Below are 12,615 nucleotides of genomic sequence, written 5' to 3' on the forward strand. Positions count from 1 at the left end.
GGCCAGCAGGGCTAGCGGCCCAGTACCTCTTTTACGAAGGATGGCGGAATCGGCGGCTGGAGCATGCGCCAGAATTCTTGAGCCTGCCTGCTCCAATCCTGCTTCATACGTTCTAGGTCCGGCAGTTGTGCCGCCGGCAGCGTCTCGCGTAGCACGCCGAGTATCTTCAGCGAGTGATCGACCACCCTGTCGAAATCCGCCTGCGCCGCCCTGCCGGCGATGGGTTCTTGCTCTGCGATATAGTCAGATACTCTGTGAGCAATCCGCTTGGATCGCCATTGAGTAAGAACCGAGATTGAGTCCCGAGTTGCCTTGTCGCGCTTCGTAGCCTCGCGGAGCCTGTGCAACTGCTCCTGAGAGAGATTCGGCTCGGCTTTGATAGCTCTGCTGAGCTTCTCGACGCTGAATGCGTCTCCAGATGGGCACCAGATCCGCATCAATGCCATGTTTGCGGCGACGGTGGCGGCACGGGACAGAGAGTGCGCGACCATTCCAGTCCCATGGCTGCACAGCCAGTCAGTCACGTCATCTCGTGCAAAGCATGGGCGCGCAGCCTCCATCGCCTGGATGGCCGCGCCAAGCTCCGCAGCGAACTCGTGTGCAAGGGTTGCGAGGCCCGACGCCGCTCGCGGCCCGGCCTCCTCCACCCTCACGCCTGCTTCCGCTCGATCAGCCCCCGCCGGATGCGGCGCCCACGCCGGATGCGGTCCTCGATGAAATCCGCCTCGCCCCAGCGAACGGCGCGGGCCAGGGCGTGGCTGTCCTCGGTGAAGCGGGCGAGCATCTCCAGCAAGGCATCGCGGTTGTTGAGGAAGATGTCGCGCCACATGTCGATGTCGCTCGCCGCGATGCGGGTGAAGTCGCGGAAGCCGCTGGCCGCGAATTTCAGCACCGCCTCGCGCGTCTCCTCCGCCAGGTCGTCGGCGGTGCCGCAGATGGTGAAGGCGATCAGGTGCGGCAGGTGGGAGACGATGGCGACGACCTTGTCATGCGTCGCGGCATCCATGCTCTCGACCGTGGAGCCGGCGCGGCGCCAGAGCTCGGCCACCGTCTCCGTCGCGGCGCGGTCGCCGTCGGGGAGCGGGGTGAGGATGGTGTAGCGGCCCTCGAAGAGCGCGGCGAAGCCGGCATCGGGGCCGGAATGCTCGGTGCCGGCCATGGGATGGGCGGGGACGAGGTGGATGCCCGGCGGCAGGAGGGGCGCGAGGTCGCGGATGACGCTGCCCTTGGTGCTGCCGACATCGGTGAGGATGCAGCCGGGCGCGAGATGCGGCGCGATCTGCGCCATCACGCCCGCATAGGCGCCGACGGGGACGCAGAGGATGACGCAGTCCGCCCCCTCGACGGCGCGGGCGGCATCCGCCTCCACCACATCGGCGAAGCCGAGCTCGCGGATGCGCTCAAGCGTCTCCGGCTTGCGGGTATGGGCGACGATCGTCTCCGCGATGTCGTCCCGCTCCCGCGCCAGACGGGCGATGGAGCTGCCGATGAGGCCGGCGCCGATGAGGCAGAGGCGCCGGAACAGGGGTTCGCTCATTTGGTGCCGTGCATGAAGCCCGTCAGCGCGTCGAGCACCATCCCGCATTCCTCCGCCGTGCCGATGGTGATGCGAAGGCATTGCGGCAGGCTGTAGCTCGCCATGGCGCGGACGATGAGGCCGCGCGACTTCAGCGCGGCATCCGCCCCCTTGGCGCGCTCGGCGGTGCCGAAATCGGCGAGGATGAAATTGCCCTCGCTCGGGTGGACGGTGATGCCCGCGGCACGCAGCCCGTCGGAGAGCTTCGCCCGCCACTCGCTGTTGTGAGCGACGGACTTCTCCACCCAGCCGTGCTCGGCGAGGGCTGCGATGCCGGCGGCCATGGCGGGGGCGTTGACGTTGAAGGGGCCGCGGACGCGGTTCAGCACGTCGGTGATGTGCGGCGGCGCATAGGTCCAGCCGAGCCGCACGCCGCCGAGGCCGAAGACCTTGCTGAAGGTGCGCGTCATGATGGTGTTGGTGCCGGCCTCGACCAGCGCCACGCCCGGGTCGTAGTCGGGGCGGGTGACGTATTCGGCATAGGCGCTGTCGAGCACCAGCAGCACGTCCTCGCGGAGGCCAGCGTGCAGGCGCTCGATCTCCGACTGCGGCAGGATGGAGCCGGTCGGGTTGTTCGGGTTGGCCAGGAACATCAGCCGGGTGCGGGGGCCGACGGCGGCGAGCAGCGCGTCGACATCGGCGGTCAGGTTGCGCTCCGGCACCTTGATGATGCGGCAGCCGGCATAGCGGCCGGCGATGTCGTACATGACGAAGCCATGGGCGCTCATCACCAGCTCCGTGCCCTCGCCGCCATAGGCCATGATGATGTGGCCGATCAGCTCGTCGGAGCCGTTGCCGCAGACGACCTTATCGGCGTCCAGGCCGTAGCGGGTGGCGATGGCCTGGCGGAGGGCGGTGCTGCCGCCATCGGGGTAGCGGTGCAGCTCCCCGGCCAGCTTGGCATAGGCGGCCTGGGCGCCGGGCGGCACGCCGAAGGCGCCCTCGTTGGAGGAGAGCTTGATGATCCGGTTGACGCCCGGAATCTTCGACTCGCCACCGACATAGGGCTCGATCGAGAGGATCGAGGGGCGGGGCAGCAGGGTGGGCATCAGCCGATGTCTCCTCTCTCGGGCACCGCGTAGAAGCCCAGCGGCAGGGCACGGTCGACGGGCAGGGCGGCGAGGCGAGGGTCGCCCGCCTCGAGCACGCCATCGACCTCGACCAGGGCGCGCAGCACGCCGCCGTCGCGGCGGAGCTGCATCATGCGGGGGGCGAGGCCGGCGGCGGTGAGTGCGCCGGCGAGTTGGGCGCGGCTGCGCTCCTCCATCGCCTCGATGCGCAGCAGGGAGCAGTCGGCGCCGCTCGGGTCCGGTGCGCCGGGGGCGATGGCCAGCGCCTCGGGCCGCCGGTCAGGGCCGCTGGCGTAGAAGGGCAGCCGGGCGATGACCTGGAGGCGCGGGCTGTCGAGGCTCATCCACCAGGCCTCTTCCGGCGCCTCAGCCTCCTCCGGCAAGGGGAGGACCGCGACCTGCGCCTCGCCGGCGGCGACGGCGGCGAGAGCGCGGGAGGCGGTCGGCAGGGTGCGGAGCGGCGTCAGCCCGCCGAAATGCTCGCGCGCGACGCGGCCGAATTCCGCGGTGCGGGCATAGACGGCGACGGTGAAGCCACCCTGCTGGGCGGAGGAGGAGGCGAGAATCTCCCGCCAGAGCCGCACCAGCGCCTCGGGCGGCAGGGCGCCGTGGTGGCGGGCGAGCAGGCGGCGGAGGATCATCGCCTCCCGCCCCGGGCGCAGTGGGCTCGGGCTGCCGGCCTTGGCGCGGCTGGCGGCGAGGCGGGCGACGACATCGGCCCGGCGCATCACCAGATCGTGCAGCGCGTCGTCCAGCGCATCGATCTCCGCGCGGGCGGCAGCGAGCGGGTCGGGCGCGGCGGGGTCGAGGGCGGTGTCGGGGGTCATGGTCCGGGCAATCGTTCCCGGCAGCTTTAGAGCAAACCCCGGACGGGTGGAAACCCGGGAGGGGTAATTTGCTCGCTCGGCATGGGACGTGTGCGGGCGCCCCGCCAAGGCCGACCGTTGAAGACCCGGGCCGGGGGGCCTATTCCTCCCCAAGCCATGTCAACACACGTCGCCCCCTTCCCGCAGGTGGACCACCAGCGCGCCCTCTTCCCCGAGGGGCTGGCGCTGGATTGCGGCATGGCCATCGCGCCGCTGGCCGTCGCCTACCGGACCTATGGCCGGCTGAACGCGGCGCGGAGCAATGCCATCCTCGTCTGCCACGCGCTGACCGGCGACCAGTACCTGGCCGAGCCGCAGCCGCTGACCGGCAAGCCGGGCTGGTGGCAGACCATCGTCGGGCCGGGGCGGCCGCTCGATACCGACCGCTACTTCATCATCTGCGCCAATGTGCTCGGCGGCTGCATGGGCTCCACCGGGCCGCGCGAGGAGATGACGGATGCCGAGGGGCGGCCAATGGGGCGGCCCTGGGGGACGGATTTTCCCAATGTCACCATCCGCGACATGGTGCGGGCGCAGAAGAAGCTGACGGAACACCTCGGGATCGAGCGGCTGCTGGCGGTGGTTGGCGGCTCGATGGGCGGGATGCAGGTGCTGGAATGGGCGGCGACCTTCCCCGATGCCGTCTATGCGGCGGCGCCGGTAGCCACGGCGGCCTATCACAGCGCGCAGAACATCGCCTTCCATGAGGTCGGGCGCACCTCGATCCATGCCGACCCGGACTGGCGCGGCGGGCGCTACTGGGAGGAGGGGCTGGTGCCGGCCAAGGGCCTCTCCGTCGCGCGGATGGTGGCGCACATCACCTATCTGTCGGAGCAGGCGCTGACGCGGAAATTCGGGCGCCGGCTGCGGGGGGCGAGCGCGCTGACCTTCCTCGAGGATGTCTTCGAGGTGGAGAGCTACCTCAGGCACCAGGGCAGCACCTTCGTGCGCCGGTTCGATGCCAATAGCTACCTGACCATCACCCGGGCGATGGACTATTTCGACATGGCGGCGGAGCATGGCGGGGATCTGCCGGCGGCCTTCCGGGGGACGCGGACGCGGTTCTTCGTCGCGTCCTTCTCCTCGGACTGGCTGTTCCCGACGACGGAGAGCCGCGCCATCGTCCGGGCGCTGAATGCGGCGGCGGCGAATGTCAGCTTCGTCGAGATCGCCTCCGACAAGGGGCACGACGCCTTCCTGCTGGAGGAGCCGGACTTCCACCGGGCCCTCGGCGGGTTCCTCGCGGGCTGCGCGGACCGGCTCGGCGTTTAGACCTCGTCCGGCAGCTCGATCTCCAGCATCGCCGAGGCCAGGCACTTGCCATGGGCATCGAGTGCGAGGGACCGGGTGACGCCGCCGCCGAGCGCGCCCTCCATCACGAAGTTCAGCGCGCCGATGCCCGGCAGCGCATAGCGCCGCACCTCGCCGTGGACGATGCCGGCGAAATGGGCGCGGACGCGCTCAGGAGTCAGCAGGCGTTCCAGGCGGGGGTAGTCCTCGGCGCGGTAGGCGATGACGCCGATGGAAGAGGTGTCGCCCTTGTCGCCGGCGCGGGCATGGGCGAGGTCGCGGAGCAGCATCGTCAGGCCTCCAGCCAGTGCAGCGCGGGGCGGGCCATCGCGGCGGGGACGAGGCAGGAGCGCATGCCGATCACCTCGCGCACCGATGTCGTCACGCCGCCGCCGCTGGCCGGGCCGTTGAGGTAGAGGCTGTCCACCTCATGGCCGATGCGCTCGGCCGCCGCGGCGCTGGCGCAGCGGCCGATGACGCGGAGGCGGACCTCGCGCGGCTCCGCAGGCGCCGCGCCGGGGCCTATGATGGCGTCCAGGCCGATGAGGTTGAGGCGGAGGTCCTCGGCCTCCAGGCCGATCAGGCGGAGGCGCTCGCGCACCACCGCCCGGGCCAGCTCGCCGCGGGCCAGGGCGCCGGGCCCGGCATAGGAGATCTGGCCCTCGCCGAACCAGCCCTCATGGCAACCGACGGAGACTTTCAGCATGCCGGTGCGCGCGGTGCCGGCGCCGCCGGTGATGCGGACGGCGTCCTCGCCAGCCGGGTCCAGACGAACGCCGGTGAAGTCGGCGGCCACGTCGGGTTGCAGGTAGCGGGCGGGGTCGTGGACCTCGTAGAGCAGCTGCTCCTTGCAGGTGGCGGGCGTCACCCGTCCGCCGCTGCCGGGCACCTTAGTGAGGAGCGCGTCGCCGTCTTCCGTCACCTCCGCCAGCGGGAAGCCGAGGCGGGCGAGGTCGGGCACGTCCTTCAGGCCGGGGTCGGCGAAGTAGCCGCCGGTCACCTGGCCGGCGCATTCCAGCAGGTGGCCGACCACCGTGCCGCGGCCGAGGCGGGGCCAGTCCTCCATCGACCAGCCGAATTCGCGGATCATCGGGGCGAGGAACATGGCCGGGTCGGCGACGCGGCCGGTGACGACGACCTCGGCGCCGCCGGCCAGCGCCTCGGCGATCGGGGCGGCGCCGAGATAGGCATTGGCCGAAACCAGCCGGTTGCCGAGGCCGGCGACGGTGCCGCCCTCATCGAGCGGCGTCTGCGTGCCGCGGAGGGCATCGGCCACGTCGTCGCCGGTGAGCGCCGCGACCTTGAGGCCGCCGAGGCCGAGGCCGCGCGCCACCTCGGCCACCTTGCGGGCGGCGGCGAGGGGGTTGGCGGCGCCCATGTTGGTGACGATGCGGATGCCCTGGCGGCGGCAGGCGGGCAGCACGGCCTGGATGCGGGCGGCGAGGAGCTTGTCGTAGCCCGCATCCGGGTCGCGCTGTCGGGCGAGCTGGGCGAGGGCGATGGTGCGCTCCGCCAGGCATTCGAAGACCAGGTAGTGGAGGCCGCCATGCTCGGCGAGCTCCACAGCCGGGTCGATGCGGTCGCCGGAGAAGCCGGCCCCGGCGCCGATGCGGATGCTGCGCGCCATGGCTTCAATCCGGCTTGATTTGGGCGGTTTGGACGACCTCGCGCCACTTGGCGATGTCGGCCTCGAGCCAGGGGCGGAATTCGGCGGGCGGCATGCCGACCGGCTCCAGCCCCTGCTCGATCAGGCGCGGGCGCAGTTCGGGGTCGGCGAGCGCCGTGGCGAGGGCGGCATGGATGCGCTCCGTCACCGGCGCCGGCAGGCGGGCGGGGGCGAAGAGGCCGTGCCAGGCGGCGACGTCGAAGGGGGCGACGCCCTGCTCCTCGACCGTCGGCACTTCGGGCGTCCAGGGCAGGCGGCGGTTGGAGGTGGTGGCGAGCGCCTTCAGCCGGCCGTCGCGCACCAGCGGCAGCACCGCCGTCACCTGGTAGATGGTCATCGCCACCTGCCCGGCCATGATGTCGCTCAGCGCCTGCGGGGCGTTGCGGTAGGGGACGTGCTCCAGCGCCGCGCCGGTCTTGAGCTTCAGCAGCTCGCCGGCGAGATGGGAGGAGGTGCCGTTGCCGGCCGAGGCGTAGGAGGCGCCGCCGCGCTGCGTCTTCGTCCAGGCGAGGAATTCCTGGAGGTTGCTGGCCGGGACGTGGTTGCCGACGACGAGCAAGTTCGGCGCGGTGGTCACCAGCGAGATCGGGGTGAAGTCGCGCAGCACGTCATAGGGCAGGCGCGGCATCAGCGAGGCGTTCACCGAATGCGAGGCGATGCTGCCCATGCAGAGGCTGTAGCCATCCGGCGCCGACTTGGCGACGGCGTCGGAGCCGACGATGCCGCCGGCGCTCGCCCGGTTCTCGACGACGAGGCTCTGACCGAGCTCCTGGCCCATGCGCGGCGTAACCAGCCGGGTCATGATGTCGGTGCTGGTGCCGGGCGCGAAGGGGACGACGACGCGGATCGGCCGGTCCGGCCAAGCCGCCTGGGCGGCGGCGGGCCGGATGAGGGCGGGGGCGGCGAGCAGCCCGGCGCCGGAGAGGATCAGGCGGCGGCGCGGCAGGAAGGGCAAGCGGCTTCTCCGTCTTCAATCGGGAGAAGTAACCGCGTCCTGCCGCGCGGGGCAATGCCCAGGGGCTCAGGCTGGGCCTCAGGCGATGGCGGGGCGCCGCCCGGCGAGGCGGGCGCCGTCCAGCGCCCAGGCGCCGGCGCCGAGCCCAGCCTGGACCAGCAGCGCCACCGTCCAGAAGGCGGGGAATTCCCAGCCGCCGCCCGGCGCGCTGAACACCCAGCCATTGCCGGTGTGCTGCAGCATCGCGCCGAGCATCAGCGGCACCAGGGCGAGGCTCACCCAGCGGGTGGCGAGGCCGGCGATGAGGGCGAGGCCGCCCAGGATCTCGGCGGCGATGACGACGGCGCCGAGCGCGGCCGGGTAGCCGATGCTGGCGAAGTAGCCCATCGTCCCCGCGAGGCCGAAGGTGCCGAGCTTCAGCACGGCGCCATGGGCGAGGAACATGACGCCCTGCGCGATGCGCAGCAGGGCGGCGGCATAAGGCGTGGTGGCGGCGGTTTCGGACATCGGTCTGTCTCCACGGAGGGGTTCTGCGATGCCGGGAAGGTGCCGCGCCCCCACCCCCGCTTCCAACGCGGGGACGGAACGTCCATCATCACGCCGGTGAATGATACGGGGCGTGAATGGCCGGACTCGGCAGCCTGGACCTCAACCTGCTACGCGTCTTCGACGCCGTCGCGCGCGAGCGTCACGTCACCCGCGCGGCGGAGCGGCTGAACCTCTCTCAGCCGGCGGTTTCCAATGCGCTGGCGCGGCTGCGGCATGCGCTGGGGGACGAGTTGTTCCTCCGCCGCCCGGGCGGGGTGGAGCCGACAGCGCTCGCCCTCAGCCTGGCCGGGCCGGTGGCGGATGCGCTCGACCGGATCGGCGCGGCGATCTCGGCGCAGGCGCCCTTCAACCCGGCGGCCACCGACCGCGTCTTTCCGCTGGCCCTCAGCGAATATGCCGAAGCCGTGCTGGCGCCGCCGCTGCTCGCCCGCATGGCGGAGGAGGCGCCGCATGCGCTGCTCGCCATCAGCCATGCCGACCGGACGAACTGGGAGGCGCTGCTGGAGGGCGACGGCGCCGTCATGGCGGTCGGCGTGCTGCCGGAGCCGCCGGCCCTCTATACGCGGCTGCGGCTGTTGCCGGAGGGGTTCTGCACGCTGATGCGGGCAGACCATCCGCTGGCCGAGGGCGAGTTGACGGTGGAGCGCTTCACCAGCGTGCCCCACCTGCTGCACTCGCCGAACGGCTCGCGCAGCGGGGCGATCGACGAGATGCTGGCGGAGATCGGCCATACGCGGCGGCTCGGCGCGGTGGTCGCGCATCTCGCGGCGGTGCCGGACATCCTGCTGCGGACGGAGATGATCATGACCTTGTCCTCCCGCCTCGCCGTCCGCTTGGCGGAGACGCATGGGCTGGCGCTGCGCGACCCTCCGGTGGCGCCGCGGCATACCCGCCTCTCGCTGCTCTTCCACCGACGCTTCGAGGCGGATGCGGGGCATGCCTGGATGCGGCGGCTGGTGCTGGCGGTGGCGCGGGGGGTGGAGCCGCCCTCCGGGTTGCAGACCGGGCCGGAGCTGATGGAATGACGGGACCCTTCGACTACGTCATCGTCGGTGGCGGCAGCGCCGGCTGCGTGCTGGCGGCGCGGCTCTCCGAGGACGGGCGGGCGACCGTCGCGCTGGTCGAGGCCGGGGGGCGGGACCGGCATCCCTATATCCACATCCCGGCGGGCTATGCGCGCATCCTTGGGCATCCGCGGCTGACCTGGGGGTATCGGACGGAGCCTGATCCGGGGACGGCCAGCCGGGCGCTCGACTATCCGCGCGGGCGGGTCTGGGGCGGCTCCTCCTCGATCAACGGGCTGGGGCATGTGCGGGGGCACCCGTCCGACTACGACCTCTGGGCGCAGAAGGGCTGCACCGGCTGGGGGTGGGAGGATCTGCTGCCCTACTTCCAGCGGCACGAGGCTTATGCGGGCGGGGGCGAGGGGCGTGGGACAGAGGGGCCGCAGAGGGTAGAGGCGCTGGCCGACCGCCCTCCCCTGCTCGACCATCTGGCGGAGGCGGCGCGGGCGATCGGCCTGCCGGTGCAGCCGGATATGAACGGGCCGGTGCGGGAGGGCTTCTCCGAGTTCCAGCAGACCAGGCGGGGGCGGCGGCGCATCTCCGCGGCGCGGGCCTACCTGCATCCGGCGCTCCGGCGGCCGAACCTCACGGTGATCGACGAGACGATGGCGCTGCGGGTCGTCGTCGCCGAGGGGCGGGCGACGGGGGTTGCCATCCGCCGCGGCGGGGTAGAGCAGGTGGTGGAGGCGCGGCGGGAGGTCGTGCTCTCGGCGGGGGCGATCGGCTCGCCGCAGTTGCTGATGCTCTCGGGGATCGGGCCGGGGGAGGCGTTGCAGGGCCTCGGCATCCCGGTGCTGCGGGACATGCCGGGGGTGGGGGTCAATCTCCAGGACCACTACATCATCCGGCTCGGATACCGGCTGGCCTCGCATCGCTGGTCGGCCAACCGGCGCATCCATGGCTGGCGGCTGCCGATCGAGGCGATGCGCTGGGCGGTCCGCGGGACGGGGGTGCTGACCTGGTCGCCGGGGATGTTCTCGCTCTTCGCCCGCACGGCGGCGGGGCTGGAGGCACCGGACATCCAGATCAACGGGGGGCCGTTGTCCTGGGCCGAAGTACCCGGCAAGGGGCGCTGGCCGGGGCTTGCCATTGGCACGCCCGAGGCGGCCCCGGGGATGACCATCGGCGTCTGGCAGTGCCGGCCGGAGAGCCGGGGCAGCGTCAGCCTCGCCTCGCCCGATCCGGCCGTGGCGCCGCGCATCGCCCCGCGCTACCTGGCGACGGAGGGGGACCGGGCCTGCGTGCTGCGCGGGCTGCGCCTGGCGCGGCGGTGGATGGCGGCGGCGCCGCTGGCGGGCATCGTCGCCGGCGAGGCGCGGCCGGGGCCGGTTGCGGAGGGCGATGCGGACCTGCTCGACTTCGCCCGCGCCACCGGCGGCACGGTCTATCACCCCTGCGGGACGGTGCGGATGGGGGTGGACCCGGAGGCGCCGCTCGATCCGCAGCTCCGGCTGCGAGGGGTCGAGGGGCTGCGTGTCGTCGATGCCTCGGTCTTCCCGGACATCCCGGTCTGCAACATCAACGCGACGGTGCTGAGCGTCGCCGAGAAGGCGGCAGACCTGATCCGGGGCGCTTAGTTCGCGCCCGGGTCGTCCAGCACCTCGATCGAACTGGCCGAGGTGCGGCCGAGCTCGGCATTGCGGTGCTGCTGCCAGAGGCTGCGCAGCCGCGCATAGCTGTCGAGCGAGCCGTTGCGGATCTCGTCCAGCGTCTCGATATTCTGCTCCCGCGTGTCGAGCCCCCCCACCGCGCCGCGGCCGATATTGGCCCCGAACGGGATGACGTAGCTGAGCGGGTTCATGAAGCCGTTGACGACCGAGCCGGTCAGTTCGCGCGGGTTGGAAGGGCCGAGGACCGGCACCATCAGGTAGGGCCCGTCCGGCAGGCCCCAGGTATGGAGCGTCTGGCCGAAATCTCGCTCCAGCCGCGGCGGCCCGCCGATCTGGGCGAGGTCGAACATACCGCCGAGCCCGGCCGTGCTGTTGAAGACGAAGCGCAGCACGGTCTGCGCCGATTCCAGGGGCCGGCCCTGCAGCAGGCTGTTGGCGGCGACGGCCGGTTCGTTCAGGTTGTTCAGCACGTTGCGGATGCGCGTGCGGGTCCAGTTGCCGACCGAGTTGCGGTAGAAGACCGCGGCCGGGCGGATCGCCGCGTCATCCACGGCGAAGTTGAAGTCGAGGACCCGGCGGTTGGTCGCCTCGTAGGGGTCGGTCGGGTCGGTCGGCGCCGTCACCGTCACCGGCGGGGCCGTGCCGGTGGCATCGGTGGCGGTGCGGCCGCTGGAGGCGACGACCTGCCGCCCGTCGCCCTGCTGGGCGCAGGCGGCGAAAAGCAGGACGAGGAAGGGGGCTATACGGCGCATGGGACCAACCGGCAGGGGGAAGGCGACGCTAACGCAAAGCGGGAGCGCGCGGCACCCCGCATCGCGGCACCCCGCGCGTGCTTGATCTGCTGCTTGCCATCCCGGCGCTGGCCGGCGCGGTGACGGCGGTGATGGGGGCACGCGCGCTGCGTCGCCTCGGCCGGACCGCGCCGTCCGCCGGCCCTGCCCTGCCCGCAAGCATCCTGAAGCCGCTGCATGGGGCGGAGCCGGGGCTGCGGGAGAACCTGCTCTCGACGCTCGACCAGTCGCATGCGGCGCCCTTCGAGGTGCTCTTCGCCATCCCCGGCGATGCCGATGGCGCCGGGCCGGTGGCGGAGGCGGCCATGGCGGATCGGCCGGATGTTCCGGCGCGGCTGGTGGTCGATCCGCGCATCCATGGGCCGAACCGCAAGGTGTCGCAGCTCGTCAACTTGGCCGAGCGGGCCGAGCACCCGGTGCTGGTCGTGGCGGATGCCGATATGCGGGTGCCGCCGCACTGGCTGACCGCGGTGACGGCGCCGCTGGCGGACCCCACGGTCGGGCTCGTCACCTGCCTCTACCAGGGCGAGCCGGCGGAGCCGGGGCTGTGGTCGCGGCTGGGCGCGCTCGGAATCGATTGGCAATTCCTGCCGAATGCGGCGCTCGGCGAGGCGATGGGGCGGGCCGATGGCTGCTATGGGGCGACCATGGCGCTCAGGGCGGAGACGCTGGAGCGGATCGGCGGCTTCCGGGCGCTGGCCGGGCTGCTGGCGGATGATCATGCTCTCGGCGCGGCCGTGCGGCGGCTCGGGCTCCGGGTGGTGGTGGCGCCGGTGCTGCCGCTGCATGTCCAGGCGGAGGCGAGCCTCCCTGCCCTCTTCGGCCATGAGCTGCGCTGGGCGCGGACGCTGCGGCTGCTCGACCCGCGCGGCTATTGGGGGATGGGGCTGACCTATCCGCTGGTGCCGGGGCTGCTGGCGGCGCTGCTGGCGCCGCGGGGGCTGGTGGTGCTGGGGGTGGCGCTGGCGGCGCGGCTCGGCCTCGCCCTCACGGCCGACGGGGTTCTGGGGCGACCCTGGCGCATGGGACGATTGGCACTTCTGCCACTGCGCGACGTGATCTCCTTCGCTATATGGGGTGTTGGGCTTGCCCGCGGCACGGTGACGTGGCAGGGCCAGCGATATCGGATGGACCGCGAAGGCCGCATGGCCGAGGCGCGGGTTGGGGATTGATTCCGG

The 12,615-nt window shown here is 72.2% G+C and carries 13 protein-coding genes; 4 read left to right on the forward strand and 9 right to left on the reverse strand.

All coding sequences use genetic code 11. From position 1 onward, the window contains the following. Nucleotides 1-11: 11 nt before the first annotated feature. The 4 genes from LH62_RS07000 to LH62_RS07015 all read right to left on the reverse strand — a co-directional run bounded on the left by LH62_RS07000 (nt 12) and on the right by LH62_RS07015 (nt 3,473). Entirely contained in the window at nt 12-524 is a 513-nt protein-coding gene (locus LH62_RS07000; RefSeq protein ID WP_201445441.1) for a hypothetical protein, read from the reverse strand. Between the two features lie 125 nt (nt 525-649). Further along, nucleotides 650-1,537: a prephenate/arogenate dehydrogenase family protein gene (locus tag LH62_RS07005; protein ID WP_043360188.1), complete on the reverse strand. Its 888-nt coding sequence runs from the start codon at nt 1,535-1,537 to the stop codon at nt 650-652. After that, a complete protein-coding gene (gene hisC / locus LH62_RS07010; RefSeq protein WP_043360191.1) occupies nt 1,534-2,625 on the reverse strand; it encodes a histidinol-phosphate transaminase in 1,092 nt (363 codons plus the stop codon). The genes LH62_RS07005 and hisC overlap by 4 nt, the downstream gene beginning before the upstream one ends. Beyond that, entirely contained in the window at nt 2,625-3,473 is an 849-nt protein-coding gene (locus LH62_RS07015; protein ID WP_043360193.1) for a chorismate mutase, read from the reverse strand. Before LH62_RS07015 ends, hisC begins: the two co-directional genes overlap by 1 nt. A gap of 156 nt (nt 3,474-3,629) precedes the next feature. Between LH62_RS07015 and LH62_RS07020 the strand changes: the two genes are divergently transcribed. Continuing rightward, a complete protein-coding gene (locus tag LH62_RS07020; protein WP_043360195.1) occupies nt 3,630-4,784 on the forward strand; it encodes a homoserine O-acetyltransferase in 1,155 nt (384 codons plus the stop codon). Here LH62_RS07020 and LH62_RS07025 read toward each other — a convergent pair. The 4 genes from LH62_RS07025 to LH62_RS07040 form a co-directional block, all read right to left on the reverse strand. Continuing rightward, a complete protein-coding gene (locus LH62_RS07025; protein WP_043360197.1) occupies nt 4,781-5,092 on the reverse strand; it encodes a hypothetical protein in 312 nt (103 codons plus the stop codon). The genes LH62_RS07020 and LH62_RS07025 overlap by 4 nt on opposite strands. A gap of 2 nt (nt 5,093-5,094) precedes the next feature. Continuing rightward, nucleotides 5,095-6,429 carry an acyclic terpene utilization AtuA family protein gene (locus tag LH62_RS07030; protein WP_043360199.1) on the reverse strand — a complete coding sequence of 445 codons (1,335 nt, stop codon included), beginning with the start codon at nt 6,427-6,429 and terminating at the stop codon, nt 5,095-5,097. A 4-nt stretch (nt 6,430-6,433) separates the two neighbouring features. Further along, complete coding sequence (locus tag LH62_RS07035) at nt 6,434-7,423, reverse strand: tripartite tricarboxylate transporter substrate binding protein (protein WP_043360201.1); 990 nt, start codon at nt 7,421-7,423, stop codon at nt 6,434-6,436. A 78-nt stretch (nt 7,424-7,501) separates the two neighbouring features. Beyond that, complete coding sequence (locus tag LH62_RS07040; protein ID WP_043360203.1) at nt 7,502-7,930, reverse strand: DoxX family protein; 429 nt, start codon at nt 7,928-7,930, stop codon at nt 7,502-7,504. A gap of 116 nt (nt 7,931-8,046) precedes the next feature. Here LH62_RS07040 and LH62_RS07045 point away from each other — a divergent pair, with 116 nt between their 5' ends. Together LH62_RS07045 and LH62_RS07050 are read left to right on the forward strand one after the other, a co-directional pair. Beyond that, nucleotides 8,047-8,997 carry a LysR family transcriptional regulator gene (locus tag LH62_RS07045; RefSeq protein WP_052213835.1) on the forward strand — a complete coding sequence of 317 codons (951 nt, stop codon included), beginning with the start codon at nt 8,047-8,049 and terminating at the stop codon, nt 8,995-8,997. Next, entirely contained in the window at nt 8,994-10,613 is a 1,620-nt protein-coding gene (locus tag LH62_RS07050) for a GMC family oxidoreductase (RefSeq protein WP_043360205.1), read from the forward strand. The genes LH62_RS07045 and LH62_RS07050 overlap by 4 nt, the downstream gene beginning before the upstream one ends. Here the strand turns inward: LH62_RS07050 and LH62_RS07055 are convergent. Continuing rightward, nucleotides 10,610-11,398 carry a VacJ family lipoprotein gene (locus LH62_RS07055; protein ID WP_052213838.1) on the reverse strand — a complete coding sequence of 263 codons (789 nt, stop codon included), beginning with the start codon at nt 11,396-11,398 and terminating at the stop codon, nt 10,610-10,612. The two genes, LH62_RS07050 and LH62_RS07055, sit on opposite strands and share 4 nt — an antisense overlap. Nucleotides 11,399-11,475: 77 nt before the next feature. Between LH62_RS07055 and hpnI the strand changes: the two genes are divergently transcribed. Next, on the forward strand, nt 11,476-12,609 hold the full coding sequence (hpnI, locus tag LH62_RS07060) for a bacteriohopanetetrol glucosamine biosynthesis glycosyltransferase HpnI (protein ID WP_043360207.1): 1,134 nt from the start codon (nt 11,476-11,478) through the stop codon (nt 12,607-12,609). Nucleotides 12,610-12,615: the final 6 nt, after the last annotated feature.

It is taken from the genome of Belnapia sp. F-4-1 (assembly GCF_000802185.1).
GTDB lineage: Bacteria > Pseudomonadota > Alphaproteobacteria > Acetobacterales > Acetobacteraceae > Belnapia.

Bases quoted from the DNA above. Each gene is read 5' to 3' on its own strand.
- LH62_RS07050 (WP_043360205.1), top strand. From the start codon at position 8,994: ATGACGGGACCCTTCGACTACGTCATCGTCGGTGGCGGCAGCGCCGGC.
- LH62_RS07005 (WP_043360188.1), bottom strand. From the start codon at position 1,537: ATGAGCGAACCCCTGTTCCGGCGCCTCTGCCTCATCGGCGCCGGCCTC.
- LH62_RS07055 (WP_052213838.1), bottom strand. From the start codon at position 11,398: ATGCGCCGTATAGCCCCCTTCCTCGTCCTGCTTTTCGCCGCCTGCGCC.
- LH62_RS07020 (WP_043360195.1), top strand. From the start codon at position 3,630: ATGTCAACACACGTCGCCCCCTTCCCGCAGGTGGACCACCAGCGCGCC.
- LH62_RS07025 (WP_043360197.1), bottom strand. From the start codon at position 5,092: ATGCTGCTCCGCGACCTCGCCCATGCCCGCGCCGGCGACAAGGGCGAC.
- LH62_RS07015 (WP_043360193.1), bottom strand. From the start codon at position 3,473: ATGACCCCCGACACCGCCCTCGACCCCGCCGCGCCCGACCCGCTCGCT.
- LH62_RS07030 (WP_043360199.1), bottom strand. From the start codon at position 6,429: ATGGCGCGCAGCATCCGCATCGGCGCCGGGGCCGGCTTCTCCGGCGAC.
- LH62_RS07045 (WP_052213835.1), top strand. From the start codon at position 8,047: ATGGCCGGACTCGGCAGCCTGGACCTCAACCTGCTACGCGTCTTCGAC.
- LH62_RS07040 (WP_043360203.1), bottom strand. From the start codon at position 7,930: ATGTCCGAAACCGCCGCCACCACGCCTTATGCCGCCGCCCTGCTGCGC.
- hisC (WP_043360191.1), bottom strand. From the start codon at position 2,625: ATGCCCACCCTGCTGCCCCGCCCCTCGATCCTCTCGATCGAGCCCTAT.